Source organism: Streptomyces sp. NPDC005408 (assembly GCF_040606445.1).
Classification (GTDB): domain Bacteria; phylum Actinomycetota; class Actinomycetes; order Streptomycetales; family Streptomycetaceae; genus Streptomyces.
Window position 1 is genome coordinate 1 of record NZ_JBEXEX010000057.1, and the last position, 26,328, is coordinate 26,328.

25 protein-coding genes are annotated in these 26,328 nt (G+C 69.2%); 13 read left to right on the top strand and 12 right to left on the bottom strand.

Annotation, left to right across the window (positions count from 1 at the left end):
• The first annotated feature begins 276 nt into the window (after window positions 1-276).
• From ABZS64_RS33170 to ABZS64_RS33205, 8 genes are all read left to right on the top strand, one after another.
• On the top strand, window positions 277-3,165 hold the full coding sequence (locus tag ABZS64_RS33170; RefSeq protein ID WP_355837726.1) for an AAA family ATPase: 2,889 nt from the start codon (window positions 277-279) through the stop codon (window positions 3,163-3,165).
• A 264-nt stretch (window positions 3,166-3,429) separates the two neighbouring features.
• Entirely contained in the window at window positions 3,430-3,858 is a 429-nt protein-coding gene (locus ABZS64_RS33175; RefSeq protein ID WP_355837728.1) for a hypothetical protein, read from the top strand.
• Window positions 3,859-3,984: 126 nt separating this feature from the next.
• On the top strand, window positions 3,985-5,187 hold the full coding sequence (locus tag ABZS64_RS33180; RefSeq protein WP_355837730.1) for a branched-chain amino acid ABC transporter substrate-binding protein: 1,203 nt from the start codon (window positions 3,985-3,987) through the stop codon (window positions 5,185-5,187).
• 14 nt (window positions 5,188-5,201) lie between these two features.
• A complete protein-coding gene (locus tag ABZS64_RS33185) occupies window positions 5,202-6,092 on the top strand; it encodes a branched-chain amino acid ABC transporter permease (RefSeq protein ID WP_355837732.1) in 891 nt (296 codons plus the stop codon).
• Window positions 6,092-7,138 carry a branched-chain amino acid ABC transporter permease gene (locus ABZS64_RS33190; RefSeq protein ID WP_355837734.1) on the top strand — a complete coding sequence of 349 codons (1,047 nt, stop codon included), beginning with the start codon at window positions 6,092-6,094 and terminating at the stop codon, window positions 7,136-7,138. Before ABZS64_RS33185 ends, ABZS64_RS33190 begins: the two co-directional genes overlap by 1 nt.
• Entirely contained in the window at window positions 7,135-7,953 is an 819-nt protein-coding gene (locus ABZS64_RS33195) for an ABC transporter ATP-binding protein (RefSeq protein ID WP_355837736.1), read from the top strand. Before ABZS64_RS33190 ends, ABZS64_RS33195 begins: the two co-directional genes overlap by 4 nt.
• Window positions 7,946-8,653, top strand: a complete 708-nt coding sequence (locus tag ABZS64_RS33200) for an ABC transporter ATP-binding protein (protein WP_355837738.1) — start codon at window positions 7,946-7,948, stop codon at window positions 8,651-8,653. Before ABZS64_RS33195 ends, ABZS64_RS33200 begins: the two co-directional genes overlap by 8 nt.
• On the top strand, window positions 8,653-8,859 hold the full coding sequence (locus tag ABZS64_RS33205) for a hypothetical protein (protein WP_355837740.1): 207 nt from the start codon (window positions 8,653-8,655) through the stop codon (window positions 8,857-8,859). The genes ABZS64_RS33200 and ABZS64_RS33205 overlap by 1 nt, the downstream gene beginning before the upstream one ends.
• Before the next feature lie 384 nt (window positions 8,860-9,243).
• Here the strand turns inward: ABZS64_RS33205 and ABZS64_RS33210 are convergent, their stop codons facing one another.
• Window positions 9,244-11,217 carry a collagenase gene (locus ABZS64_RS33210; RefSeq protein WP_355837742.1) on the bottom strand — a complete coding sequence of 658 codons (1,974 nt, stop codon included), beginning with the start codon at window positions 11,215-11,217 and terminating at the stop codon, window positions 9,244-9,246.
• Between the two features lie 295 nt (window positions 11,218-11,512).
• On the opposite strand from ABZS64_RS33210, the gene ABZS64_RS33215 reads away from it, so the two are divergent.
• Window positions 11,513-11,740: a hypothetical protein gene (locus ABZS64_RS33215; protein WP_355837743.1), complete on the top strand. Its 228-nt coding sequence runs from the start codon at window positions 11,513-11,515 to the stop codon at window positions 11,738-11,740.
• 276 nt (window positions 11,741-12,016) lie between these two features.
• Here the strand turns inward: ABZS64_RS33215 and ABZS64_RS33220 are convergent, their stop codons facing one another.
• On the bottom strand, window positions 12,017-12,706 hold the full coding sequence (locus tag ABZS64_RS33220) for a hypothetical protein (RefSeq protein WP_355837745.1): 690 nt from the start codon (window positions 12,704-12,706) through the stop codon (window positions 12,017-12,019).
• Window positions 12,707-12,719: 13 nt separating this feature from the next.
• On the opposite strand from ABZS64_RS33220, the gene ABZS64_RS33225 reads away from it, so the two are divergent.
• From ABZS64_RS33225 to ABZS64_RS33235, 3 genes are read left to right on the top strand one after another with little or no spacing between them, the layout of a single operon-like run.
• Entirely contained in the window at window positions 12,720-12,851 is a 132-nt protein-coding gene (locus ABZS64_RS33225) for a hypothetical protein (protein WP_355837747.1), read from the top strand.
• Between the two features lie 21 nt (window positions 12,852-12,872).
• Window positions 12,873-13,046: a collagenase gene (locus tag ABZS64_RS33230; protein ID WP_355837798.1), complete on the top strand. Its 174-nt coding sequence runs from the start codon at window positions 12,873-12,875 to the stop codon at window positions 13,044-13,046.
• Window positions 13,047-13,057: 11 nt separating this feature from the next.
• Entirely contained in the window at window positions 13,058-13,213 is a 156-nt protein-coding gene (locus ABZS64_RS33235; RefSeq protein WP_355837749.1) for a hypothetical protein, read from the top strand.
• A gap of 53 nt (window positions 13,214-13,266) precedes the next feature.
• On the opposite strand, the gene ABZS64_RS33240 is transcribed toward ABZS64_RS33235, so the two are convergent.
• The 10 genes from ABZS64_RS33240 to ABZS64_RS33285 all read right to left on the bottom strand — a co-directional run bounded on the left by ABZS64_RS33240 (window position 13,267) and on the right by ABZS64_RS33285 (window position 24,436).
• The gene (locus ABZS64_RS33240; protein WP_355837800.1) at window positions 13,267-14,457 is read right to left on the bottom strand and encodes a M6 family metalloprotease domain-containing protein; all 1,191 of its coding nucleotides are present in this window, start codon (window positions 14,455-14,457) and stop codon (window positions 13,267-13,269) included.
• Window positions 14,458-14,520: 63 nt separating this feature from the next.
• Window positions 14,521-15,786, bottom strand: coding sequence for an alpha/beta fold hydrolase (locus ABZS64_RS33245; protein ID WP_355837751.1), 1,266 nt, complete (start codon window positions 15,784-15,786; stop codon window positions 14,521-14,523).
• A 128-nt stretch (window positions 15,787-15,914) separates the two neighbouring features.
• Complete coding sequence (locus ABZS64_RS33250) at window positions 15,915-16,634, bottom strand: GntR family transcriptional regulator (protein WP_355837753.1); 720 nt, start codon at window positions 16,632-16,634, stop codon at window positions 15,915-15,917.
• 46 nt (window positions 16,635-16,680) lie between these two features.
• The gene (locus ABZS64_RS33255; RefSeq protein ID WP_355837755.1) at window positions 16,681-18,063 is read right to left on the bottom strand and encodes an aldehyde dehydrogenase family protein; all 1,383 of its coding nucleotides are present in this window, start codon (window positions 18,061-18,063) and stop codon (window positions 16,681-16,683) included.
• Window positions 18,060-19,064 (bottom strand): proline racemase family protein, encoded by a 1,005-nt coding sequence (locus ABZS64_RS33260; protein ID WP_355837757.1) that lies wholly within the window; start codon window positions 19,062-19,064, stop codon window positions 18,060-18,062. Before ABZS64_RS33260 ends, ABZS64_RS33255 begins: the two co-directional genes overlap by 4 nt.
• Before the next feature lie 28 nt (window positions 19,065-19,092).
• Entirely contained in the window at window positions 19,093-19,998 is a 906-nt protein-coding gene (locus ABZS64_RS33265) for a dihydrodipicolinate synthase family protein (protein WP_355837759.1), read from the bottom strand.
• Window positions 19,999-20,070: 72 nt separating this feature from the next.
• Window positions 20,071-21,534 carry an NAD(P)/FAD-dependent oxidoreductase gene (locus ABZS64_RS33270; protein WP_355837761.1) on the bottom strand — a complete coding sequence of 488 codons (1,464 nt, stop codon included), beginning with the start codon at window positions 21,532-21,534 and terminating at the stop codon, window positions 20,071-20,073.
• Window positions 21,515-21,829: a (2Fe-2S)-binding protein gene (locus ABZS64_RS33275; protein ID WP_355837763.1), complete on the bottom strand. Its 315-nt coding sequence runs from the start codon at window positions 21,827-21,829 to the stop codon at window positions 21,515-21,517. The genes ABZS64_RS33270 and ABZS64_RS33275 overlap by 20 nt, the downstream gene beginning before the upstream one ends.
• Before the next feature lie 27 nt (window positions 21,830-21,856).
• Window positions 21,857-23,005, bottom strand: a complete 1,149-nt coding sequence (locus tag ABZS64_RS33280) for an FAD-dependent oxidoreductase (protein WP_355837765.1) — start codon at window positions 23,003-23,005, stop codon at window positions 21,857-21,859.
• A gap of 60 nt (window positions 23,006-23,065) precedes the next feature.
• Window positions 23,066-24,436 carry an aminopeptidase P family protein gene (locus ABZS64_RS33285; protein WP_355837767.1) on the bottom strand — a complete coding sequence of 457 codons (1,371 nt, stop codon included), beginning with the start codon at window positions 24,434-24,436 and terminating at the stop codon, window positions 23,066-23,068.
• 125 nt (window positions 24,437-24,561) lie between these two features.
• Between ABZS64_RS33285 and ABZS64_RS33290 the strand changes: the two genes are divergently transcribed.
• Window positions 24,562-26,316, top strand: a complete 1,755-nt coding sequence (locus tag ABZS64_RS33290) for an ABC transporter substrate-binding protein (protein ID WP_355837769.1) — start codon at window positions 24,562-24,564, stop codon at window positions 26,314-26,316.
• The last annotated feature ends 12 nt before the right edge of the window (window positions 26,317-26,328 follow it).

Consider the following 26,328-nt stretch of genomic DNA (forward strand, 5'->3'; position numbering starts at 1 on the left):
ATCCCACTCCGCATTCGTCAGATCCCCACGGCCCATACCGCCAGCCTGCCCCAACACCCCACTCACGTCAGGAGATCCGAGAAACAGCGCCTAGGACACTGCGCCCGGGCCGAGAGAGGCTTCTTGATCAACGAGGCCGCGATCATCTGACGGTCGCCCCTTTCGCGCTTCGCGCGAGCGGGATTAGCGTGGTGTGCACGAGGTTGCGGGTGTGACGCGGGATGGAACGGACAGCCGCCCGGCCCGTGGCCGTGGTGAACGGCTGGGTGCGTCAAGATGGTGAGTCTCGATCTCAGCCCCCGCGCCGCGGGCGGCGGCGGTTTCGCCTTTGTGGGCCGTCGACGGGAGTCCGGTCTGCTGCGCGGCGCCCTGCAGCATCCACCCGCAGTGGTGCTGATCGAGGGAGAGGCCGGCGTCGGCAAGTCCCGCCTGGTCAGCGAGGTGACCGCGGACTTGGTACGCCAGGGCGGGCGGGTCCTGTACGGGTGCTGCCACCCGCTGCGCGAACCTTTTCCCTACGGGCCGGTCATCGACGCCCTGCGCCAGGCCGGTCCCTGCCTGCCGCCGGCCCCCGAGATGCCCCCGCTGACCGGCGTCCTCGCACCGCTGCTGCCGGAACTGACCGACCACTTGCCTCCCGCCGACGACGTGCAGGAGACCGGAGCCGAGCGCTACCAGCTGGTACGGGCGGTGCGAGCAGTCATGGAGGTCTGCGGCACTGCGGTCCTGGTCATCGAGGATCTGCACTGGGTGGACGAAGCCACCCGCGAGCTGCTGCTGCTCCTGGCCCGTGACCTGCCAGCACACCTGGGCCTGGTGCTCACCTACCGCCAGGAAGAGCTGCCGCCGCGCGCACCTGTCCTGGGCGCGGCCTATCGCCGCCCGCCGGGCACCAGCGGCGCGGAGATCCACCTCGCTCCGCTGACCCAATCCGACATCCATGACCTGACGGCTGCCGCCCTGGGCCCGCGCGCCACTCACGCACTGGGCCGCATCCTGTTCGAGCGCAGTGCGGGCTTGCCCTTGGTGGTCGAGGAGGACCTGATCACCTTGAGTGAACAGGGACATCGGGGACACCTGAATGTTGAGGTGGTCGATCCGGTGACACGGCTCGGCCAAGGGGTGGTGCCTCGCGGACTGCGGGAGGCGGTCACCACACGGGTGCGAGGGCTGGCGGCGCAGGCGGTAGCGGTGGTCGAGGCCGCCGCGGTGCTGACGGTGCCCACCGCCGAACCCGTGCTGGCTCAGGTCGCCGACCTCGACCCCGAACAGGGCATGGAGGCCTTGATGGAGGTGCTGGGGGCCGCAGTGCTGCGCGAGAACCAGCCGATGCATTACGGGTTCCGCCACTCTCTCGCCCAGCAGGCCGTCTACCAGAGCATCCCGGGTCCGCGGCGTCGCCGCCTGCATGAGCGGGCGATCGCGGCCCTGCGCACAGTGGACAGTCCCCCGCTGGTGCAGATCGCCCATCACTTCCGTGCCCTGGGCGACCAGGAGGGCTGGCTCACACAGGCCGAGGCGGCTGCCGCTCAGGCGCTCACGCTGGGTGACCAGGGCACCGCCGCCGCCCTTCTGCACGCCATCCTCGCCGAACCCGGGCTGGATGAGGATGTGCGTACCCGCGTTGCCCTGGCTCTCAGTCGCACCGCCACCTACAGCGTCGAGTACACGGCGTCGGTGGCGGTCCTGCGACGAATCCTGTCCGACCCCCAGTTGTCCGCCACCACCCGCGGTGAGATCCGCGTCGGACTCGGCCTGATCCTCACCAGTCAGGCCGGCGACCCAGCAGGCATCCGGGAGCTGGAACGCGCCATCGAGGAGCTGGGCGACCAGCGGCCCGAGACCGCCGCGCACGCGATGAGTCATCTGGCCCTGTGGGCGACGTTCAGAGGGCGGCCCTCCGGGGAAGCACTGGCCTGGATCGAGCGCGCCGAGCACGCTGTGCAGGCCAGTCCCGATGAGGCGGCGCGGGCTACGGTGCACGCCAATAAGATCGCGGTACTGGCTCAGATCGGGCATCCGGAAGTGCATGAGCTGGTCGACCGCCTGCCCCGGGAAGGCAGAGACCTGGCCGTGCTGAGGCAGACCGCCAGGGCGCTGTACAACGCGGCCGATGCCGCTCTGGATCTCGGCTACGACGATCGGGTGGGCGTGCTGCTCGAACAGAGCCAGGACCTCGCCCACCGCACCGGTGCCCCGCAAATTGACGTCACCTGCCGCATACTGCGCCAGGAACTCGCCTGGCACTCGGGTGCCTGGAGCGACCTGGAGGCCGCCTACGCGTCCTTGTTCGCTCAGATCCCGGACATCCAGATGCTGGAGATCGAGGGATCGCTGGTTCTGGGGGCGCTCGCCGAGGCACGCGGACAGTGGAGCCAGGCTCTGAAGAGGTACACCACCGCGCGAGACGCGAGTGACTACGCGGTCTGGAGGGCTGAAGCGGCCGCCGGTATCGGCCGGGTCAGGCTTGCCCAGGGTGAGCCCGAGACAGCGTGGGCGATCAGCGCCCCGGCAGCGGACAGCCTGCGAAACAACGGGCCCTGGCTCAGAGCCTCAGCCGTGGTTCCGGTCGCCGTCGAGGCCGCCCTGGCCAGCGGGCGGCCCGAGTCGGCCACGGAGCTGACCAGGGAGTTCGAGCGCGCTGTCGAAGGCCATGACGCGCCTGCCGCCATCGCCCACCTTCACCTCTGCCTCGGACTGCTTCTGCGCGACGACGACCCGGCCCGGGCTCGCGATCACTTCCACCGTGCTCGCGCCACCTTCCAGGGCATCGGCCGCCCCTACCCCACAGCCCAGGCCGCCGAACACGCCGCCCGCACCTTGATCCCCACCACGCCCCACCGTGCCGCGCAGGACCTGACAGAGATCGACGAGATCTACAGGCACCTGGGGGCCACCTTCGACGCCGCCCGCTGCCAGCGCACTCTGCGAGACCTCGGCGAAGCCCGCCCCCCGGTCGGACGCCGGGGTTACGGCGAGCAGCTCTCCCCCCGCGAGCAGGAAGTCGCCGACCTTCTCGCCACCGGCGCCAGCAACCGCGACATCGCCCATGCCCTCTTCCTCTCCCCCCGCACCGCAGAACACCACGTGGCCAGCGTCCTCAAGAAACTCGGCGTCACCAGTCGCCACGCCGTTCGCGACGCGCTGGCCGCCAACGACCCATAAGGGCCGCGAGGTATTTCATGCGCGTGCCACGGGGCCCCTACCCTGGCTTCGGCCGCTGCTGTCGGCGCAGTAGGCACACGTGGGCTCTGGACTACGTAGCGTTCCATTCCACGGGCGGTGCCCCATACCCAGCGATCCCCGGTACGGGCCGCCATCGGTGACCGGACTGTGTCCGTCCGGCCATGGACTTGGCCGCCTTCCCTCCGTCTCCTGGAATCACCGGCCACATACGTCCGGGAAAATCCCCTTATGACGGAGAATCTGATGGCGGAGGACGAATTCGTGGGCCTCGACATGACGGGGTACGGCACGGTCAGGATCGCTGGATACCTTCGGTGCTTTCCCTTTGATGTCTGGGGAATGGAAACGCATCGGATCGCACTTCGCTGGTGTGCCGGAGAACTCGGTCTGCCTGAGCCCTCGATCTACCTGGACAACGGCTTGCGCTCCCCAGGGCCGCTGCCCGGCCTGGAAAGGCTGATGGACCTGGTGGCTTGCGGCACATACGACGTGCTGCTGATACCCGGGCCGTTCGTCTTCTCCGTGCATGATCTTGAGGCCTCCGCCATCGTCGGACGGATCACCGGCTCCGGCTGCACGGTGCTGGAACTCTCACTCCTTCACACCTCGAGGCACTCCGGGCCGGAGCCGCCCGGTTCGATGGCGCTGACTTCGATCCGGGCCACGCGATAACGGTCGGGTACAAGCCATTGACCGACCACTCCGGCACGATGTGAAATGTCACACGCCACATTGCGCAGCTCACCCCAGGTCCTCCCACCCGACCGTCCGCCTTACCCCGCACAGGAGCGTGCCCTCGTGAAGAGACCCACCATCCCCGTCCTGCCCCCAACCGCCCGCAGCACGTCCCGCCGCGTTGTGGCGCTGACCTCGCTCTTCACGGTGGCCGCGCTGTCCACCACGGGCTGCAACGGACTGGTCGGCGGCAGCTCCGAGTCAGACGGCAAGGGCCCCATCGTGCTCGGGATGGACATCCCGATGTCCGGCAGCAGCGCGGACATCGGCCCGTACATGAAGAACGGCGCACAGCTTGCGATCGACGAGATCAACGCCAAAGGCGGCGTGCTCGGCCGGAAGCTGAAGCTGCGGGTCGAGGATGACGCCTGCGACCCGAAGACCGCGGTCGCGGCGGCCAGCAAGCTGGTCGCGGCAGGCGCGGTCGTCTCGGTCGGCGGCTATTGTTCCGGCGCCACGCTGCCCACCCTGCCGGTCTTCGGCAAGCGGAAGATCCCCATGATCATTCCGGCGGCCAACTCCAACGAGCTGGTCGCGCAGCAACTCGACCATGTCTTCCTCATCAACGGCACCGGCAACCAGCAGGCGGCAGCCGCGGTCCAGTGGCTGACCAAGGAGGGCGCCAAGAAGGTCGCCGTCATGGACGACAACACCAGTTACTCCAAGGACATCGCCGACCTCACCTCGGTCAAGCTGGGTGTGGGCGGCGCTCCGGCCAAGGCCGGTGAGGATTCGGTCAACCCCGGTGAGAGCGACTACAGCCCGAATGTCACCAGCGTGCTGAAGTCGAACCCCGACTACATCTACTGGACCGGCTACTACCAGGAGGGCGGCCTGCTGATCCGCCAGTTCCGCCAGGCCGGTTACAAGGGCAAGTTTCTCGTCGGCGACGGCGCGGTCGACGCGAAGCTCGTCGAGATCGCGGGCGCCGCGAACGGCAAGGGCGTCTACGCGACCATGACCCAGACCCCCGAAACCACTCCGGGCGCCGAGAGCTGGATTGCCTCCTACAAGAAGAAGTTCGGCTCCGAACCCGGCCCGTACTCGACGCAGTCCTACGACGCTGTGCGGGTCGCGGCCGAGGCCATCAAGAAGGCCGGCAGCACCGACGGTGGCAAGATCATCACGGCGCTCGAGGGCCTGAACGGCTTCGACATGTTCTCCGGACCGCTGAAGTTCACCGATGACCACACGCTGAGCAACGGCGGATTCGTGATCCTGGGCGTCAGGAGCGGCAAGTTCGTCCTGCAGGACTCCCTCAAGTAACCGGAGGGGTTCGCATGGCACAGCTCATCTGGAACGGGTTGTTCGTCGGCTCGTTCTACGCCCTGGTCGCCCTCGGCTACAGCATGGTCTACGGGATCATCAAGCTGCTCAATTTCGCCCACGGCGACCTCTACATGCTCGGGGCGTTCTCGGGATTCGCGCTGCTCGGCACGTTCGGCGCCGTCCCCGGCGGTTCTCTGGCCGCCCTGTTCGTGGTGCTCGTGCTGACGATGCTGGTGAGCGGGCTGAGCGGCGTCGCGCTCGAGCGGGTGGCGTACCGGCCGCTGCGCGGGGCACCGCGGCTGTCGCTGCTCATCACCGCGGTGGGTGCGTCGTTCGCGCTGGAGTACGGGGTCCGCATCATCGCGGGCCCCAACCCGCGGGTGTATCCGGTACGCCTCGACGGCACCGCCGTGTCGGTGCTCGGCGCCAGGATCACCGTTCAGCAGCTCGTCCTGATGGTGGTCGCCGTCGGTCTCATGGTGGCACTCAACGCGCTCGTCATGCGCAGCCGCCAGGGCCGGGCGATGCGCGCCATCGCGCTGGACCCGAAGGCCTGTCTGATGATGGGCATCGACGTCGACGCGGTCATCTCCCGTACATTCTTCATCGGTTCGGCCCTTGCCGGAGCGGCCGGAGTCATGGCGGGCGCCTACTACGGGAAGATCGACTTCCTGATGGGCTTCATCATCGGGCTCAAGGCGTTCACCGCGGCTGTCATCGGCGGCATCGGCAACCTCAAGGGCACGATGCTCGGCGGCCTCGTCCTCGGTCTGCTGGAGTCCTTCAGCACCGACTGGTTCGGGGGCGAATGGCGCGACGTGTTCGCCTTCGGGTTCCTCATCCTCTTCCTGACCGTGCGGCCCACCGGCCTGCTCGGCGCACGTGTGACGGAGCGTGTGTGATGACCGCCGTCCAGAACCAGAACCCACCGGTCAAGCCGGTCAGGGGCCGTGGACCCTCGGTCATCACACGGGCTCTGGGGAGCCGGAGGCTCGGCTGGGCCGGGCTCGCGTTCGGCCTGCTGGCCCCGTTCGTGACCGCCACCCCGTACGCACTGAACGTGATGACCAGCGCGGCGGTCTTCGTGATGCTCGCCGTCGGTCTGAACATCGTCGTCGGCTACTGCGGCCTGCTCGACCTCGGCTTCGCCGCCTTCCTCGCCGTCGGCGCGTACACCGGCGGCATCCTCGCGACGCGGCTGGACCTCCCGCTGCTGGCCACCGTGCCGGTCGTCATCGTGGTGACGGTGGTGGCCGGAGTGGTGATCGGAGGCCCGACGCTACGGCTGCGCAGCGACTATCTGGCGATCGTCACCCTCGGCTTCGGGGAGATCATCCGGATCGTCGCCAACAACCTGGACATCACCGGCGGCCCTTCGGGGATCTACGGCATACCAGGGCTGCTCGGCGACACGCTCTCCGATCCGGTCGTCTTCTACTACACGACCGTGGTGATCGTCTCAGTCGCGGTGCTGTTCGCCGCCCGGCTCGGCCGCTCCCGTATCGGCCGTGCCTGGCGTTTCGTCAGGGAGGACGAGGATGCGGCCGAAGCCAGCGGAGTCAACACCTACCGGGTCAAGCTGGCGGCCTATGTCGCGGGCGCGGTCTGGGGAGGGCTCTCGGGCGTCCTGTTCGCCGCCCAGCTGTCGGCGGTCTCCCCGGCCAGCTTCACGTTCCTGCAGTCCGCCCTCGTCCTGATGGCGGTCGTGCTCGGTGGCATGGGCTCCACCCGCGGTGTCGTGGTCGGCGCCGTCGTCATCAGCCTGCTCCCCGAACTGCTGCGGGATTTGGCGGACTACCGGTACTTCGTGTTCGGCATGCTCCTCATCGTCGTCATGCTGATCCGGCCCCAGGGCCTGTGGCCGCACCGCGCAGGAGACCCGGAGACGGCGGCCCGCAGCACGCCCGGTGTACCAGCGACCGCCCTGTCGGCGAAGGAAGACGAATGATTCTCGAAGTCAATGATGTGCGGCTGGCCTTCGGGGGAGTCCGCGCTGTCGACGGCCTCACGTTCTCGGTCGGCGAGAGTGAGATCGTCTCGGTCATCGGCCCCAATGGCGCGGGAAAGACGTCCGCGTTCAACTGCGTCAGCGGCTTCTACAAGCCGACCGGGGGTACCGTCCGGCTGGCGGGTCGGGACGTGACGGGCCGGCGCCCGTCGGCGATCGCCGCCTGTGGCCTCGCTCGTACCTTCCAGAACCTGAGGCTGTTCGGCGAGCTGTCGGTGCTGGACAACGTACGGGCGGGCACCCATCTCTGGCTGCGACAGAGAGCCGTCGACGCGTTGTTGCACACCCCCCGCTACCGCCGCAGCGAGCGGGAGGCCACCGACGAGGCCCACAAGTGGCTCGACTTCGTCGAGCTGCGCGGCGACCGCGCCGGCCTCGTCCGTAACCTGCCGTACGGCGAGCAGCGCCGAGTGGAAATCGCCCGCGCCCTCGCCCGGCGGCCGAAACTGCTGCTGCTCGACGAGCCGGCCGCAGGGCTCAACCACGGCGAGAAGGCCGAACTGCTCACCCTGATCCGCCGGATCCAGGAACTGGGCATGGCGATTGCGCTGATCGAACACGACATGGGGTTGGTCATGAAGGTGTCCGAGCGAGTGGTCGTCCTGAACTTCGGTAAGGAGATCGCGGACGGCAGTCCGGACGACGTGCGACGTAACGCGGCAGTCATCGAGGCCTACCTCGGCCGGGATGCCGACGACGACGAGGTCCACGCCGCGCGCACGGAACTCATGGGGGGCGGAGCACAGCATGCTTGAGATCCACGGCCTCGAAGTCAGCTACGGAGGAGTGCAGGCGCTGCGCGGGCTCGACCTCACCGTCGGCGAAGGGGAGACCGTCGCCCTGCTCGGCAACAACGGCGCCGGCAAGACCACAACGCTGTCCGCCGTGTCAGGACTGGTCAAACCCGCTGCGGGCCGGATCGTGCACGAGGGCGAGGACATCACCAGGACGGCTCCGCCGAAGATCGTCGCACGCGGGGTGGTGCATGTCCCCGAGGGGCGGCGGATCTTCAGCACGCTGACGGTGCACGAAAACCTGCTGATCGGCGGGTATCTGGTTCGCGACGGCGCCGAACTGGCCCGACGGGTCGACGAGGTGTACGAACTGCTGCCCCGGCTGGCCGAACGGCGGACCCAGTACGGCGGGACGCTGTCCGGCGGCGAGCAGCAGATGCTCGCCATGGGCAGGGCCCTCGTCGCCCGCCCCCGCCTGCTGATGCTCGACGAACCGTCGATGGGCCTGGCCCCGCTTATGGTCGCCGCCGTGATGGAGGTGATCCGTGACATCAACCGCGGGGGCACCGCCGTGCTCCTCGTCGAGCAGAACGCCAAGGGCGCGCTGAAGATCGCGCACCGTGCGTATGTGATCGAGAACGGTGAAACGGTACTGGAGGGGACGGCGGCGGAACTGTCCGCCGACTCACGCGTCGCGGAGGCCTATCTGGGCGGGGTCTAGTGACCGGCGGCGAGCGGCTCGGACAGGTCAGGTCCGCGCGGCAGGCGGGTGCGGTCCCCACCGACTGCGCCGAACTGGTCCTTGCCCGGGCCCGGCCCATCCTGCCGGGCGTCGGCGGCCCGCTCGCCGACACCGCCCGCGCCGCCCGCCGCGTGTCGGAGCCCCGGACCGCGCCCGCCTGGGGTTCGCCGACGCTCCCTTGCTGAGTCATCTCAACCTGGCTGTACGGGAGTTGATGCCCCGTACCGAAGTGACATCCCGCTCCCGGCACTCCCTCGTGCCGGTCCTGGACGACCTGGCGGTGGGCCGCCTGGAAGCCGCCGTCCTCGGCGACAACCCCGATCAGGAGCTCCAGCCGCAGGGCGGCGTGGTCCTCGCCCCGCTCGTCACCGAGCGGTCTTCGCCCTGCTCCTCACGGCCCATCCGCCGGCTTCCCAGAAGGAGGTGGCCCTGGCCCAGGTCCCGGAGGAGCCTCCACGTCTTCAGGGGATTGACACATGACAGTTGAGAAGCGTGGTGTCCCGCGCACGAGCGATGCGCGGGACACCAGGCTCTCCTGGCTCAGTTCTTGCCGGTGAATGAGGCCACGGTCACCGGCCGCTCCGGGCCGGCAGTTGGCCGCAGTCGCCGCCGGCGCACTTGCTCAGCCAGTCGGCGAAGTCGGCGTCGTACTTGGTGCCGATGGTGTCGCGGAGCAGGCTGTGGGCCGCGTCGTACTCGCCTGCGCGGTAGTGGCCGAGCAGGGTGGCGACGTCCTCGGGGTGCGACTGGAGCATGTAACGGACGCCCAGATAGCCCCACTGGTAGATACGGGTGGTGTCAGCGTTGTCGTAGGTGGTCCCGAAGAGCTGGCTGAGCTTGTAGGTGTTCTTGCCCGCCTCCTCGATCGCCCTGTCGTAGGTGATGCCGCGGTACGAGTAGGAGACGTACTCGGCGAAACCCTCGATCCACATCACGGTCGGGGTGGTCTGCCCGGCTGCGAAGTCGCCGTACATGTCGTAGCGGCCGTCGAGGTAGTGGGTGTACTCGTGGTTGAGGTTCCAGATCTGGAAGGCGCCGTCCTGGGCCGGCTGCTCGTAGGCGATGAAGCGCGGCTGGTTGCCCTCAGCGGCCGGGTCACCCTCCAGGTACATGCCGCCGTTGTTGGTGTCGATGCCGAAGACGACACCGGCGTAGGTCTTGTAGTCGGTACTGGAGTTGAAGGCGACGATCTCGATGCTGGTGTTGTTGTCGTCCTTGACCGGACCGTTGTCCTTGACGATGTCGTGGAAGACCGGGTCCTGCTTGAGGACGCTGTCGCACGTGGCCGACAGTTCGGACGCGGTCAGCTCCTGCGCGAGGATCTTGACGCTCGGACCGCATTCGTGCTTGACCGTCAGCACGGCGTCGCGCACGCGGTTCTGCAGGTCACAGGTGTCGTACTCGGCGCAGTTCTCCTTATCGAACTCATCCGTCATCTCGGCAAGGCCGACCCAGAGCGGGGCGGTGCGCCCAGTGATCTCGCTGCGGCCGAGCAACTCCTTGACCAACGGCTTGACGGTGTCCTTGAGGCCGGCGTGCCGCAGGAAGCGGCCGAGTTCGCGTCCGGCGTTGCTGGCCAGGTAGGACTTGTCGGTGCCGAGCAGATCGTCGTGGGCGACGGCGAAGTCACGCAGTCCGGTGAGGACGCTCGGGTCCGCCTTCACGGCTTCCACGAACTCCGGCAGCTGGTGGCCGCGGAAGAGCACGGTATAGGTGTTGTTGACCGCCGCGAGCATCCCGTAGAACTGGTCGTACGACGAGTTGTAGTCCTTCTGCAGACGCTTGACCACGTCGAGGTAGCGGGTGTTCTCTGCGGAGCTGTCGATCAGGGTGACCGTCTCGGCCAGGGTTTCTCCGTTGGCCTCGGTGACGTCGAAGGCGTGGGACGAGCCGAAGAAGGCATCCAGGGCGCCCTGAATGGCGCTCTTCAGCGTCGGGCCGTATTCGCCGACGTTCTCCGGCTGGTTGTACTGGATGTAGTAGCCGGCGCGCAGGTACAGCACCACCTGGGCTGCGAAAGTGCTGTTGTCCCCCGGGTAGTTGGTCGCGACATCCTTGAGTGCGTTCGCCACCGTGACCATCTGTTCCTCGCGGAAGAGGGCCTTGGAGTCCTCACCGGTCACGCTGAACAGCGTGTTGATGCAGGTGGTTTCCGACTGCTTGATCTGCTCGACCAGGGCAGCGCCGGTCTTCGAGGTGAAGTCGCTGACGTTGCAGTCCGCCGCGGCCTTCGCCGCAGAGCGGGCCTGCTTGCGCTCCGCGGCGTTCTGGGCCGCGGGGAGCGGAGGGCGTTGCGCCGGGTTCGAGGTCTTCGTGGCCGATCGCGCGGGGGCGGCGGCGTGTCCGGGTGCGAGATCGGCGGCAAGCACGGTGGCGGAGGCGGGCTGTGGGGCGGGGGCCGACCTCGGTGCGGGCTTGGGTACCCCGGCGCCGGCCGGGGTAGCCGCGCCATTGGGGGCGAGCATGGTGAGCCCCAGGCCGGCGGCGGCCACGGTAGGTATCAGCAGTTGGGCGAGTTTCCTGAGGGTGGGGGGTTTGCGCATAGCGATGGCCTCCAGGCCGGTCGGCAGCCGTGCGTGGGGCACGGCGGTGGGGGGTGCGGACCGTGATGGCAACGGAAGTTGAGCATTCCCGGAGCTGTCATGCCCACGGAAAGTGTGACCGTACAATTTCACAGTTCACATGACAGTGAAAGAGGGCTGCAAGCAACAGAAGAAACTGATGAGCCGTCAGAGAGGCGTCCTGTCGGGGGCCTTGAGATTCCCGGACGGAACTACATGATCGCTGGGCATGCTCATGCCGGTTTCGAGGGACGACCGTCGTCCCTGAGGTGAGCCGGTGCCCCTCCACCCCCACTCTGGTGCGCGGATTCCGCCCCGGACCGCGCTGGTGGCGCGGGCGAGCAATCCCGGTGGCACGACGGCGACATGGGTACGGGACCGGCTGGACGGGCCGTGGAGTGACGAGGACTTCGCCGGCTGGTCGCAGGCGAAGGTGCGGACGGCGACGGCGGCTTCAGCCTCGTACTCGCCGCCGACGCTGCGGGCAATGTTTCCGGCAGGGTGAACTTCACCCTGCCGGAAACATCACGCGGGATCACACTCCCTCACCTGTGTCGACTCACTGGCGCCGGAAGCCGAAGAAGAGTGGCGGTCCAGTCAGCGAACCGGTCGGGCACCCCATTCGACCGGTCGCGCGGAGATCGGCCTTCTACGACACTCGTCGGTGACACCAAGAACCGTACCGACCTCCTCAAGGAGGCGGTCTGAGCAGCTGCCTGAGCTGCATGGGCAGGCCGTGCCCCGGCTCCCGCCGAGGAGCCGGGGCACAGCCGTGCGCGTCCTACGACTTGGTGATCCGCACGGTCTCGCCGTACCCGTCGGCGCCCAGTACGTCGATCCGGACACCGGCCGCGGCATCGGTGAACGACTCACCGGCCCAGTACGGAGCGTCGTCCAGCGGGCGGCAGCCGGAGGCCGGCGTGGCACTCGGCTTGGCGTCCATGACCCGGATCGGCCCTTCACCGGTCCGCACGGAGGTGTCGATCCGGTAGATCAGCGCACCGGTGGAGCAGACGGCCGTGTCCGCCTGGACGCCCCGTCTCGATTCGACGACGTACGCGGTCGTGGGACTGGTGCGTATGACCGCCATCTTGGTGCCGGATCCGTACTCGACGGCGGTGAGATACACGGTGTCGCTGCCCGCTGAGGCCCGGCAGACCACCTGACTGTCCTGGGTCCAGCCGAGCTTCCAGGACTGCCAGGCGAAGTACTGCGGCCCCGCCCCTCCGACCAGGCCCATCACATCCCAACCGCCCACGAAGCGGTGGGCATCGGTTTCCGAGGCGAAGGCGTACAGGTCGGGCAGGCCGAAGGTGTGGCCGGTCTCGTGGGCCACCAGCTTCTTGCCCCAGTGCCACATGTCCTGGCCGAAGGATCCGCGTCGGCTCGGTCGGCGCGCCGACGCGCCGAGGAGGTGCCACTGCCACGCACCGCGTGACCTGACGAGGCCCGGACGGCGGCCGGCGGACACGGACAACGCCTGGGTGGTGCGCGACGCGCTCGGCGAGAACGGGCGGTTCGGCCAGATCGAGGCGCTGCACGACCAGATCGTCAGCGACCTCGGCACGCTGCTGGGCACCGTCACGCAGAACCTCGGCGACGGAAGCCCACCCTGAGGGAAGGTCGTCACCTGGCTTATCGAGTTCGACCGGGTTTTGGCCACCAATGAGCCGCTGGCCGGGGACACCAACACCACGTTGCACACCGTGCTGTACGCCTCTCGCGCCGACTACGAGACGTACCACCCGATCCTCACCGGCCTGAGCACGGACAACGGCGGCATCTGCATCGAGAAGGGCGCGACCTTCTGACGTTCAAGGACATGAGCGAGACGGTCGACTCCGCGATCCTCGACCGGGCAGCCACCGGCGACAACAACCGCACCGACATGAACTGCTGCTTCGGCGAAGTGGACATCGCCCCCGACGGCCACACCGGCACGGCCGACTACACCTGCGAGGGCCCGCTGGGCAGTTGACGCGCCCGAGGGTGGGAGCCGTCCGAAGGGAGGGCTCCCACCCCTGCTGACGGTCACCGCTTGCTGAGCCGCACCACGTCCCCTGCCCCGCCGCCCGCGAGGACATCGATCCGGGCTCCGGTGTCCGGATCGGTGAACGTCTGGCCGGGCGCGTACGCGGCCAGGTCCAGCTGGGTGCAGCCAGTGGGCGGGGTGGCGGTCGGGTGCGCGTTCATGACCCTGATCGGGCCCTCGCCGGTCTGGGCGGCGGAGTCGACCTTGTAGATGAGGACGCCGGTGGAGCATGCGTCCTTGTCGTTGCCCCTGGCGCGCCGGGATTCGGCGACGTACGCCGTGGTCTCGCCGGTGCGCAGCACGGCGATCTTGGTCCCGCCGGGGCGCTCCACCGGGGTCAGCCGTACCGTGCGGCGTCCGGGCTCTGGCAGGCAGGCAACCTGGTTGTCGCGGGTCCAGCCGAGCTTCCACGAGTGCCAGCCGAGGTATTGCGGGGCGGCTCCCGCGATGTTGCCCATGACGTCCCAGCCGCCGGCGTACTGATGGGTGGGGCCGTTGAAGGAATACAGGTCCGGGAGGCCGAAGGTGTGAGCGGTCTCGTGGGCGACGACCTTGTGTCCCCAACGCCACATGTCCTGTCCGAAGGTGACCGCCCACTTGAGGCGGGTGCCGTCGGCGGTGACACCGGGCGTGGTGCGGTCGTAGAGGTAGGTCGGCGAGAAGGAGATCGAGGCCGCCGCCTTCGTGGCGACGATGTAGACCATGTCGTACTGGGAAAGGTCCGCGTAGGGGTCGGCGGCGGTGATCGCGTCGCGTACGTACTTCTCGTGGGCCTCGAAGGTGAGGCCGCGCTGGTAGCCGTACGAGGTGGAGTCCGCGGGCATCCGAATCCAGCGGTGCAACGAGCTGATGTCGAGCCCGGAGCGGCCGTAGCTGGCTCTGCTCACCCAGTCGGCGGCCGGGGCGAGTTGGGCGGCATACGCCTTCGTGGAGTCCGTGGCCTGCGCGTCGGGGAAATCCACGAACAGGGTCAGTACGCGGCGGGTGCCGCTGGAGGGCTGGAACTGGGTCGCGTCGGTGTTGTGGCCTTCGTCGGTCCAGCCGGTCTTGCCGGGAAGTGCGCAATCAGCGGCACCGGCAGTCGAATTGGGCCCGGCCGCGGCGGTCGCCGTGGCCGGGATGGCGAGAGCGCAGGAGACGAGGGCGATGGCCACGGCGAGGTGCGGCAGGCGGGTCGGCAGGGCGGGCATTGTCTCTCCCATGGGGGCAGCGGTGGCGGACGGAGGTGAGGGAGGGCTGATCGGATGAGGGGGTTACGCGCGGCCTGCGGCCAGGTCCATCAGGCGGGCCAGTACCCGGCCTCCGGAGGAGGTGACCCCGTCGTGCTCCCACTCGTTGGTGACCCATACGCGAGTGGCGCCGACCTCGCGCGCGGTGCGCAGGGAGAGTCCGGCGTCGACGTACATGTCGTCGTGGTAGACGATCGCCGCAAGGGGGACCTCGTTGGCGGCGAGGCGGTGGGGGTCGTACAGCGGCGGCCAGCCTGTGTGTTCTGCCAGCAGGTCGGCAGCGTCCGCGAAGGGCCGCAGGCCAGTGATCTCGCGGAACATCCAGGGGTAGATCATTTCTCCGGTGAGGAGGAGGGGGTCCGCCTCTTCGGTGAACTCGGAGAAGTCGGCGAGTGCTCGGGAGGCCGCCCAGCCGGTCGGGCCGGCACCCTGCCCGTAGAGCGTCTCCTGCATCACGGCGAACAGCGGATTGTCGGTGAAGCCGGTCAGGTTCATCAGCTGATGGAGGAAGGTGTCGGTCAACTCGCCATCGGCGTCCACGGATTCATCGAGCAGCCAGTGGAGCCGTTCGAAGCCGTCGCCCATGCCGAGGACGAGGCCGAGGGTGCGCAGACGGCGGGTGGTGAGCTGGTCCCCATCGGGCAGCCGGACCTCGGCAGTCTCGAGGAGATCGGAGATCTTGCGGAGGCGGGAGGCGTCCTGCGGGTAGCGGGCATAGAAGTCGAGGACGCGATCCCGGACCCGCGGGTAGGTGCGGGCGTAGACGTCGTCGGCGGTGCCGGCGAGGCCGGGAAGACCACCGGTCACGTAGCAGGCTCGCAGGCCCTCAGGCGCCCGCGAGAGGTAGGTGAGGGTGATGAAGCCGCCGTAGCTCTGGCCGAGTGTTTCCCAGGGTTCGCCACCGCATAGGTGACGGCGGATCAGTTCGGCGTCGGCGACGATCGAATCGGCACGGAAGTGGCCGAGATACGCGGCGAGCCGGGCGGGGGAACCGAAATGGGACGCGGCCCGAGCGGTGACCGGTGTGGAACGGCCCGTGCCGCGTTGGTCGAGCAGGAGCACCCGGTGGGTCTTGAGTGCCTGGGCCAGCCAGCCGGGTGAACCGGCTGACGGGCGGGGCGACTTGCCGCCCGGACCGCCCTGCAGATAGAGCAGCCAGGGCAGCCGCTCGCCCGCGCGAGCCGGGTCGACGACCTCGCGGGCGAAGATCTGAATGTCCGGCCCGTTGGGGGCGGAGTGGTCCAGTGGAACGGTGATGACGTGGTCGACCGTCGCGTAGGCGGGATTCATGGATCCCTTTCCCAGCCCAAGGACTGCGGCATGAAGTGTGACATTGCACAGTCAGCATGCCGTGGCCCGCTGTCGGCGGGGAGCCCTCACCTCCGCATAACTCCACGTTATGGAGGGCCTGTCCCGCCTCAGTGGGCTGCGGTCCGCCCCGACCGGGCCCGCAAGCTGCCGGATTTCGCCGCGGTCTCGCTCTTGGCCCACAGGGAGCGGACATGTCCCAGGTGCCTGGCCATGCACTTCTCCGCGCCCTTCGCGTCGCCCGCGAGCATCAGGTCGAGGAGCTCCAGGTGCTCCTCGGCCGAGGGGATCAGCTCGCCGCGCTCGTCCAGGCCGGTGAGTCCGTACAGGCGCGAGCGCTTGCGCAGGTCACCGACGGTCTCGACGAGGCGGTCGTTGCGGGAGAGGGCGAGGAGCGTCAGATGGAACTGCCGGTCGGCCTCCAGGTAGCCGATCAGGTCGTGGTCACGGGCGGCCCTGACGATCTCCTCGGCGACCGGCCGCAGCGCCTCCAGCTCATCGCCTGTGGCGCTGCGGGTGATCCGGCCGATCATGGGGATCTCGATGAGGGCGCGGATCTCGGTGTACTGGTCGAGGTCGCGTTCGTTGACTTCGGTGACCCGGAAGCCCTTGTTGCGGACGGGCTCGACCAGGCCCTCGCGGGCCAGGTCGAGCATCGCCTCCCGCACAGGCGTGGCGGAGATGCCGAAGTCCTCGGCAAGGACCGGCGCCGAGTACACCTCACCGGGCCGCAGCTCACCGGAGATGAGGGCGGCCCGCAGGGCGTGGGCGACCTGGTCGCGCAGCCGCTCCCGGGTGGCGCTGAGATCGCGGTGCTTCAGGTGCCCCATAACTGTGGTGATCCCTTCATGCCGAGCAGATCGACATTCTACAATGTCACATTGTTCCTACAGGAGACAGGGTATAGGTCCGGCTGGAGGTGTAGAACTCCAGTGCCGCCCGGCCCTGTTCGCGCGGTCCGTGACTGGATGCCTTGGCGCCTCCGAACGGCAGGTGGAAGTCGACGCCGGTGGACGGTGCGTTGATCCTGATCATTCCGGTGTCGAGCCGGTCGAGCCCGTGCAGGGCCGTGTCCAGGCCGGCGGTGTGGACCGAAGTGACCAGGCCGTACGGCACCGAGTTGGCGATCCGGACCGCGTGGGCCAGGTCGTCGGCGGGCAGCAGCGCCGCGACCGGTCCGAAGACCTCCTCGCGCAGCAGCCGGTGCCCCGGGGGAACCTTCTCGACCAGGGTCGGGGCCGCATACCAGCCAGGCCCGTCGGGTACGGTGCCGCCGGCCAGCGCGCACAGGCCGTGCCAGGCGTCGCAGACCTGATCGCGGGCGTGCTGGTTGATCAGCGGCCCGCACACAGTCGCCGCATCAGACGGATCGCCGACCGGAACGGCCCGCAGTGCCTCCGACAGCGACTCACGCAGGGGGTCCAGGGCCGCGCCGACCGCGATCACACGACTGGTGGCGGTGCACTTCTGGCCCGCGTACCCGGCGATCGAGGCGGCGATGTGGGTTGCGGCCTGCTCGATGTCCGCATCCGGGAGGACGATCGCCGCGTTCAGGCCTCCCATCTCGGCCTGGACCGGAATGCCCCGGGCCGTGGCGGCACGCGCGACGGCCTGGCCCACGGCGGTCGAACCGGTGAAGGAGACGACATCGGCGGAGGAGACGAGCGCGTTTCCCTCCGTCGCCCCGCCGGGCAGGACGGTGAACACCCCTGCCGGCAGGGCCCGCTGGATGATCTCGCCCAGGCGGCCGGCACAGGCGGTGGCCTCGGGGGCGGGCTTGAGGACGACCGCGTTCCCGGCTGCGAGCGCCGGGGCGGCCTTCCAGCTCGGAATGGCGAAGGGAAAGTTCCAGGGCGTGATCAGTCCGGCCGCGCCGTGCGGCCGACGGCGGGTGAGCAGCAGGCCGGGGCCCACGGCTGTCTCGTGGACCGCGCCGACAGGCTCGTACGGGGCCTGGGCGTAGTAGCGCCAGATCGCAGCCGTGCGGACGACTTCGGCGCGGGCTTCGGCGCGGGGCTTGCCCACCTCCCGGACGGCGAGCGCGGTCAGCTCGGCCTCCGCGGCGTCGATGGCGTCGGCGACCTCACCGAGGGCGGCCGAGCGGGCCGCCGCCCCGTCGAGCAGCCATCCCGGCTGGGCTGCGCGCGCCCGGTCCACGGCGTCGACCGCCGCGAAGGCGCCGGGCGCCGGAATCTGCAGGAGTACGTCGGACGGGTCGGCAGGATTGCGTGAGGTGATGAGGGATTCGGTGGCGGTCACAGGAGGAAACCTCCGGGGAAGGGGTCGTCCGGGTCGAGGAAGTACTGGGCGGTGCCGGTGATCCAGGCGCGGCCGGTGACGGTCGGCACGACGGCGGGCAGCCCGCCGACGGTGGTCTTCTCGATCAGGCGCCCGGTGAAGCGGGTGCCGATGAAGGACTCGTTGACGAAGTCGCGGCCGAGGGGTAGCTGCCTGCGCGCGTACAGCTGGGCCATCCGGGCCGAGGTGCCCGTGCCGCACGGAGAGCGGTCGAACCAGCCGGGATGGATGGCCATCGCATGCCGGGAATGGCGGGCGTCGGAGCCTGGAGCGGCCAGATACACGTGCTTGACTCCGGCGATCTCCGGTTGCTCGGGGTGCACAGGACGCTGTGGCGAGGCGTTGATCGCGTCCATAATGGCCAACCCGGCGGCGAGCAGTTCGTCCTTGCGTGTCCGGTCGAACGGCAGCCCCAGCGAGCCGAGTTCGACCAAGGCGTAGAAGTTCCCGCCGAATGCCAGGTCATAGGTGACCGTGCCGTAGCCGGGCACGGAGATCTTGCTGTCCAGAGCCGTGCAGAAGGCTGGCACATTGGTGAGCGTGACGGCTGTGGCCGCGCCGTCCGCCACCTGAACCTCGACGGTCACGAGCCCCGCCGGGGTGTCGAGCCGGACGGTGGTGACCGGTTCGGTCACCGGCACCATGCCCGTCTCGACGAGTACGGTGGCGACCCCGATGGTGCCGTGTCCGCACATCGGGAGGAGCCCCGAGACCTCGATGTAGAGGACTCCGAAATCGGCGTCGGGGCGGGTGGGCGGCTGGAGGATGGCACCGCTCATGGCGGCGTGGCCACGCGGCTCGCACATCAGGAGCGTGCGGATGTGGTCGAGGTGCTCGATGAAGTGGAGCCTGCGCTCGGCCATGGTGGCGCCGGGGATGACCCCGATGCCACCGGTGATCACCCGCGTGGGCATGCCCTCGGTGTGTGAGTCGACTGCGTGGAAGACATGGCGCGTGCGCACGGGCTTCCCTTCGGTCAGCGGGCGGTGGTCAGCGGTGGCCGTCGGCGACGGCCTTCTCGGTGGCGGCCCGCACTCCCGCCTCAATCTCCCCCGTGAGCGGGAAGCGCGGCGGGCGGGAGGGGCCACCGCGGCGGCCGACGATGTCCATGGACAACTTGATGGACTGGACGAACTCCGTCTTCGAATCCCAGCGCAGCAACGAGTGCAGGGACTTGTAGAGCGGCAGGGCGATGTCCAGGTCGCCGGCGACAGCGGCGTGGTACAGCTCGGCGCAGCTGGCGGGGAAGGCGTTGGGGTATCCGGCGATCCAGCCGACCGCACCGGCCGCGGCGAGTTCGAGCAGGACGTCGTCCGCGCCGATCAGCAGATCCAGTTCCGGGGCGAGTTCGGCGATCTCGTACGCGCGCCGTACATCGCCCGTGAACTCCTTCACGGCGACGATACTGCCGTCCTGGTGCAACCGGGCCAGCATGCCGGGCGTCAGATCCACCTTGGTGTCGAGGGGATTGTTGTACGCGACGACCGGGACCCCGCACCGAGCGACCTCGGCGTAGTGGGCCTGCACGGCCGGCTCGTCGGCCCGGTAGGCGTTCGGGGGCAGCAGGAGCACCGAGCCGCAGCCCGCTTCGCCCGCCTGCTCCGCCCAGCGCCGGGCCTCGGCGCTGCCGTAGGCGGAGACGCCGGGCATGACCCGCGCGCCGCCCGCCGCATCGACCGCGGTGCGCACCACACGCGCCCGCTCCTGGTCGGTGAGGGTCTGGTACTCGCCGAGCGAGCCGTTCGGTACGACACCGTCGCAGCCGTTCTCGATCAGCCAGCGAACGTGCTCGGCGTACGCGTCGTAATCGACGGACAGGTCGTCGCGCAGGGGCAGCGCGGTGGCGACCATGATCCCGCGCCAGGGGTGCGTACTGTTCCAGGTGGTGGCCGTCATGTCAGTCAACCCTTCTATAGTGTGTGACATTTTATTGATGGATGTGCGGTGCCCACAAGGGCGAACCGCGGATCAGTCGTCGACGCCCGGGGCGGCGTCGGGCCGGACCCCGGTGGGTTCGTCGAGCGAAGCGAGTGCCGAGAGCGGAACGGGCACAGCGAACGGACGGCGTTCAACGGGCGGCTCCACGACACCTCCGCGTGCCGCGAGGCACGCTACAGCCGCCCCGCACATCCGCCCCTGGCACCAGCCCATGCCGGCCCTGGTGAGGAGTTTGACCGTGCGTGCGTCGCGGGCCCCGAGGTCTGTGACGGCTTCGCGGATGCCTCCTGCGGTCACTTCCTCGCAGCGGCACACGTCCGTGCCGTCGGTCAGCCAGCTGGTCCAGCCCGCTGCCGGTGCATGACTGATGGCCATCGCATCGGCGAAGGCGCGCATTCGGTCCCGGCGACGTTGCAGCTCGCGAACGCGCCCCTCGCGGACGGGGCGCCCGTACAGTCTGGTGGCCGCCGCGAGCCCGGCCAGTTCCCCTTCCGAGCGGGCGAGCTGAGCCCCACCGACTCCCCCGGTCTCCCCCGCCGCCCACAGACCGCGCACGGAGGTTTCCTGAAGCCCGTCCAGGGCCAGGGCGGATGTTCCGTCGGCCACGGGGCGGGTGACGCAGCCGAGTGCGGTGGCCAGTTCGATCTGGGGGGCAAGGCCGTGCCCCACAGCGAGCGCGTCGCACTCGATCCGGCGCCCCGCCCCCTGTACGGGACGCCAGTCGTGGTCGAGGCGACTGACGGTGACGGCCTCCACCCGGTCGGTGCCGTGCACCTCGGTGACCGCGCTGCGGGTGCGCAGCCGTACCCGATGCCGCAGCAGAGCAGCGCCGTGGACCGCCGCCTCGACCAATTTCCGCGGGTTGGCCGCGAGCGCGCGGGGATGGCGGGCGTACCCCAGATAGCCGGATGCCTCGATCACGGCCGGGACCTGCGCGCCGGCGGCGGCGAGCGAGGAGGCGACCGCGAGCAGCAGGGGGCCGCTGCCCGCCACGACAACGCGCTTACCGGGCAGCACCAAGCCGGACTTGAGCATGGCCTGCGCTCCCCCGGCACCCACGACACCCGGCAAGGTCCAGCCGGGAAAAGGCAGTTGGCGTTCGTACGCCCCGGTCGCGAGCAGCACCGCACGGGCCCGCACCCGCACCGACCGCTCCGCGGTGCCGTCGGCCCCGGTGACAGCGTGCACCGCCCACAGGGCACCGTCCTCCTTCGTGACGGCCCAGACATGGTGTCCGCAGAGATGGCTGACGTCGCTCTGCTTCAGTCGCCGGCGCATCTGAGCGAAGGCGGACCAGTCATGGTGCAGGGCCTCGGGCCGCGCCGCGCCGATGGCCCGCGCAGGATGCCGGTAGAACTGCCCACCCGTCTGGGGCGAGGCGTCCAGCAGGACCACGGACAAGCCCAGTCCGGCTGCGGTGACGGCGCCCGCGAGACCGGCGGAGCCAGCTCCGATCACCGCGAGGTCGTAGGGATCAGACGCCAAGGTCGGCATGACCGTGTCCCTCCTGGGTGGTGATCACGTCGCCGGGGCGGGCAGGCACCAGACAGGCCCTGTGGTTGGGCTCCCCATTGATGGTGGCAAGGCAGTCGTAGCACTGCCCGATGCCGCAGAAGGCGCCCCTCGGGCGGCCGGTGTTGCGCGTGGTGCGCCAGGCGAGGATGCCCGCGGACCACAGGGCCGCGGCGACGGACTGCCCGGGCAGGGCGGTGACCGTGCGGCCGTCCATCGTGATCTCGAACGACGAGCCGGGGTTCGCCCCTACCAGTTCGGCTGGGGTACGGGCCACTGCGGGCCTCCTCTCATAGCAGAAGGGTCAGACGGCTTCGAAGCGGTCGGGCCTGAACGGGCCCATGTCCAGGGAAAGTTCACCACCGACCAAGGACCGCGCGATGAGCAGGCCGGTGGCCGGGGCCAGACCGATCCCCGCGCCTTCGTGACCGCAGGCGTGCAGCAGGCCGTGCACCCGCGGATCGGGGCCGATGGCCGGCAGATGGTCGGGCAGGTACGGGCGGAACCCGGCATACGGCCGCATCGCCCGGACCCCGGCCAGGAACGGGAACAGTGCGGTGGCCTGTGCCGCCAGGCGGCGCAGCACCTCGGTCGACAACGTGACGTCGAAGCCGACCCGTTCCCGGCTGGCGCCGATCAGGACCGGGCCCGCCGGGGTGCCCTCGACCACCGCCGAGGTCTGCAGCGCCGCCGAGCCACTGGCGACGTCGGCCACATAGTCGGCCGCGTACACCTTGTGCCGCACCACACGCGGCAATGGTTCCGTGACGAGTACGAACCCGCGGCGCGGCAGCACAGGAAGCTCGACGCCCGCGAGCCGGGCGAACTCGCCGCCCCAGGTACCGGCCGCGTTGACCACGTACGGGGCATGCACGTCGCCGGCCACCGTACGCACCCCCCGCACCGATCCGTCCGCCTCGGCCAGCAGGCCCGTGACCTCCTCGCCGAGGCTGAGGCGCACCCGATCACCGCCCGCGCGCAGCAGATGGGCGGCGGCCAGGGCCGGCATGACCTGCGCATCCTGGGGGTAGTGGAAGCCGCCCGCCAGGCCGGGAGCCAGATGCGGCTCCAGGTCCTGCAACCGGTCCGCCGGAACTTCCTCCGCCCGCACACCGGCCTTCTCCTGTCCGGCCGCGAAGTCGCGCAGCGATCGCATCCCGTCCTCGCCGGAGGCGACGACGAGGCCGCCCTTGGCCTCGTACTCGATCTGCGGCGGAAGCAGTTCGGCCAGCTCCCGCCACAGTCCGGCGGACAGCATCGCGAGATCGAGTTCGGGTCCGGGCTCCTTGTCGGAGACCAGGAGGTTGCCTTCGCCGGCACCCGTGGTGCCGCCCGCGACGGGGCCGCGGTCGATCACGGTGACGGCGAGGCCGGCTCGGGCCGCGTAGTAGGCGCAGGCCGCGCCGACCACGCCGGCACCGACGACGATGACGTCCGAGGTTCTCGTGAGCACCTTAGTAATATTTCACATTACACTGCCGATGCCAAGCGTTTCGCGTGATCCGCCCGCGACTCACCTCTCCAGCAAGACGCCCATCCACGCCTCGATGGCAGCCGGCGTCCTCGGCAGCGCGCCAGACATCAGCCGTGCGCCCTCCGCAGTAATCACCAGATCGTCCTCGATGCGTACGCCGATGCCGCGCAACTCAGGCGGCAGGGTCTCGTCGTCGGGCTGGAGGTAGAGCCCGGGTTCGACGGTCAGGACCTGCCCCTCCTCCAGGGTCCCGTCGAGGTATACCTCGGCCCTCGCCTGTGCGCAGTCGTGAACGTCCAGGCCAAGCATGTGCCCGCTGCTGCACAGGGTGTACCGGCGATGGAAGTCGCCCTCAGCGCTCTTCAGCACCCCCCATTCCGCGAGCCCTTCGGCGATCACCCGCATGCAGGCCCGGTGGAAGTCGCGGAAGCTCGCACCCGGCTTCAGAGCCGCGATACCCGCTTCCTGTGCGGCGAGGACGAGTTCGTACACCTGTCGCTGCACGGAGGAGAAGCGCCCGGAGAGCGGGAGGGTGCGGGTGATGTCCGCGGTGTAGAGGCTGTCGGTCTCCACGCCCGCGTCCAGGAGCAGCAACTGCCGTGCATCCAGCCGCCCGTCGTTGCGTATCCAGTGCAGCACGCATGCATGGGCGCCGGAGGCAGCGATGGTCTCGTAGCCGGTGCCGTTGCCCTCGGCACGGGCCCGCAGATCGAAGACGCCCTCGATCCAGCGCTCGCCGCGCGGATGGGCAAGCGCGCGCGGCATGGCCCGTACGACATCCTCGAAGCCGGTGGCGGTGTGGTCGACGGCGAGCTGGAGCTGGCCGACCTCCCAGGCGTCCTTCACCAGCCTCAGCGCGCTCAGCACCGCAGCAAGTTCGGCATCCGATGCCGCATTCCTGCCGGGCGGCAGATCGCCGTACCCACCCAGGTGTACACATCTGATGCCGGTCATCCGCTCGGCCTCCGCAAGATCGGGACGGCGCCCGACCCAGAACTCGCCGTAGCGACGGTCCCGGTAGAACTCCTCACCGGTGCGCAGGGAGCGGGGCCGGATGTACAGCACCGCCTCATGACCGCTCGGCCCGTCCGGTTCGAGGACCAGGACGTGCCCCGCCTGCTCCTCTCCGGCGAGGCCCGTCAGCCAGGTGTAGGCGCTGTACGGCCGGAAGCGGTAGTCACAGTCGTTGGAGCGGACCTTCAGCTCCCCCGCAGGAACGATCACGCGCTCCCCGGGAAAGTGGGCCGAGAGCCGGGCGCGCCGGGCGGGGGTCACGTCGGCCACGGTCAGCCGGATCCCATCGGGCAACGAGGCGACCGCCCAGTCGCCCGCCATGAAGGGCTCGAACTCGGATGAGACAGGCAGATCATGACTCACCATGCCATTCCCGGCTGTTACTGACTCATTCATGAGGCTCCCTCGGACACAGATGAGTAACGGACGCGCCAATACCTTGCCAGTACAATTTCACATTACTATGTTACCGGTCACATTCCAGCCGTCTGGCTGGCCGACTGTTCTCGGAGTGACCACTGATGAACAAGCGCACCCTTGCCGCCGTCGCTACCGCCCTGGCGGCGACCATCACACTCGGCGCAGCCGGCTGTTCCGGCTCCAAGCACCCGGCCGGGGGCCAAGGCGCCCACGGAGGCAAGAACCCGGCGACCGCCAACCAAGGCGCCGTAGTCGGCGGCACTCCGCAGAAGGGCGGCACCCTCACGGTCCTGTCCAACCAGGACTTCACCCACCTCGACCCGGCCCGCAACTGGGTCATGGGCGACATGGACTTCGGCACGCGGCTGCTCTACCGCACCCTCGTGACGTACAAGGCGGAACCCGGCGCGAAGGGCGGGGAGCTGACCCCCGACCTCGCCAAGGACCTCGGCTCCTCCTCCAACGGGGCCAGGACCTGGACCTTCAAGCTCAAGAAGGGCCTGAAGTACGAGGACGGGTCGTCCATCACCGCCCAGGACATCAAGTACAACGTCGAGCGGTCGTTCTCGCCCGACCTGCCCGGCGGCCCCGACTACGCGGCCCGTTACCTCGCCGGCGCCGAGGGCTACCAGGGTCCGGCCCAGGGCAAGCACCTCGACTCCGTCAAGACCCCCGACGACCACACGATCGTCTTCGAACTGCGCAAGCCCTTCGCCGAGTTCCCCTACGCGACGGTCCTGCCCACCTTCGCCCCGGTGCCCAAGGCCCAGGACAAGGGCCCCCAGTACGACAACCGCCCGTTCTCCTCGGGCCCGTACAAGATCGAGTCGTACGACCGCGACAAGCGGCTCGTGCTGGTCCGCAACACCCACTGGGACCCGAACACGGACCAGGTGCGCAAGGCCTACCCGGACAAGGTGGTCGTGACGATGGGCCTGAAGGCCAACCAGATCGACGACCGGCTCATCGCCGCCTCGGGCGCCGACGCCTCCGCCGTCCCCTGGGGCAAGCTGCGCCCCGAGAGCACCCCCAAGGTGCTCACCAAGGCCGACGTCAAGGCGCGGCTCCTTGCCGAGTCCACCAACTGCACCGAGATGGTGCAGATGCACACGGGCCGTGCGCCGTTCGACAGCATGAAGGTCCGCCAGGCCGTGCAATACGCGCTCGACCGCGAGGCCATCGTGACCGCCTCCGGCGGTCCGGCCCTCAACGATGTGGCCACGGCCTACATGCCCGGTCCGCTCTTCGGCGGCAAGCAGCCCGACACCCTGAAGATCCCGGCCACCGGTGACGTGGAGAAGGCGAAGCAACTGCTTAAGGAGGCCCAAAAGGCCGACGGCTTCGCCACCAGCATCACCGTCTCCAACGGCGACAAGGGAGTCGGCGAGGCCATCCAGCAGTCCCTGGGCCGGGCCGGGATCAAAGTCACCATCGAGACCGTCGACCCGTCCGCCTTCTACGACACCATCGGCGACACCAAGAACCGCACCGACCTCGTCTACACAGGCTGGTGCCCGGACTACCCCTCCGGCTCCACCTTCCTGCCGTTCGTCTTCGACGGCCGCTACATCAAGGAGAAGGGCAACTCCGGCAACCACTCGCTCTTCCGCGACCAGCCGACCATGAAGCGGATGGACGACATCGCCGCCATGACCGACGCCCAGCAGGCGGGCAACGCATGGCGGGAACTGGACGGCCAGATCCTCGCCAAGGCCCCGACCGCACCCGCCGTCATCGAGCGCATGCCGCTGCTGCTCGGCACCAACATCGCCGGCGCCTTCGGCCACACCTCCTTCGGCGGGCAGATCGACTACGCGACGGTCGGTCTCAAGGACCCGGCCAAGAGCGAAAACTGAGGGACCGTCACC

Excerpts from the sequence above, each read along its gene's own strand:
- ABZS64_RS33290 (WP_355837769.1), top strand. The coding sequence starts at position 24,562 with ATGAACAAGCGCACCCTTGCCGCCGTCGCTACCGCCCTGGCGGCGACC.
- ABZS64_RS33240 (WP_355837800.1), bottom strand. The coding sequence starts at position 14,457 with ATGCCCGCCCTGCCGACCCGCCTGCCGCACCTCGCCGTGGCCATCGCC.
- ABZS64_RS33235 (WP_355837749.1), top strand. The coding sequence starts at position 13,058 with ATGAGCGAGACGGTCGACTCCGCGATCCTCGACCGGGCAGCCACCGGC.
- ABZS64_RS33285 (WP_355837767.1), bottom strand. The coding sequence starts at position 24,436 with ATGAATGAGTCAGTAACAGCCGGGAATGGCATGGTGAGTCATGATCTG.
- ABZS64_RS33185 (WP_355837732.1), top strand. The coding sequence starts at position 5,202 with ATGGCACAGCTCATCTGGAACGGGTTGTTCGTCGGCTCGTTCTACGCC.
- ABZS64_RS33250 (WP_355837753.1), bottom strand. The coding sequence starts at position 16,634 with ATGGGGCACCTGAAGCACCGCGATCTCAGCGCCACCCGGGAGCGGCTG.
- ABZS64_RS33270 (WP_355837761.1), bottom strand. The coding sequence starts at position 21,534 with ATGCCGACCTTGGCGTCTGATCCCTACGACCTCGCGGTGATCGGAGCT.
- ABZS64_RS33195 (WP_355837736.1), top strand. The coding sequence starts at position 7,135 with ATGATTCTCGAAGTCAATGATGTGCGGCTGGCCTTCGGGGGAGTCCGC.
- ABZS64_RS33170 (WP_355837726.1), top strand. The coding sequence starts at position 277 with ATGGTGAGTCTCGATCTCAGCCCCCGCGCCGCGGGCGGCGGCGGTTTC.
- ABZS64_RS33210 (WP_355837742.1), bottom strand. The coding sequence starts at position 11,217 with ATGCGCAAACCCCCCACCCTCAGGAAACTCGCCCAACTGCTGATACCT.
- ABZS64_RS33245 (WP_355837751.1), bottom strand. The coding sequence starts at position 15,786 with ATGAATCCCGCCTACGCGACGGTCGACCACGTCATCACCGTTCCACTG.
- ABZS64_RS33190 (WP_355837734.1), top strand. The coding sequence starts at position 6,092 with ATGACCGCCGTCCAGAACCAGAACCCACCGGTCAAGCCGGTCAGGGGC.
- ABZS64_RS33265 (WP_355837759.1), bottom strand. The coding sequence starts at position 19,998 with ATGACGGCCACCACCTGGAACAGTACGCACCCCTGGCGCGGGATCATG.
- ABZS64_RS33175 (WP_355837728.1), top strand. The coding sequence starts at position 3,430 with ATGGCGGAGGACGAATTCGTGGGCCTCGACATGACGGGGTACGGCACG.
- ABZS64_RS33200 (WP_355837738.1), top strand. The coding sequence starts at position 7,946 with ATGCTTGAGATCCACGGCCTCGAAGTCAGCTACGGAGGAGTGCAGGCG.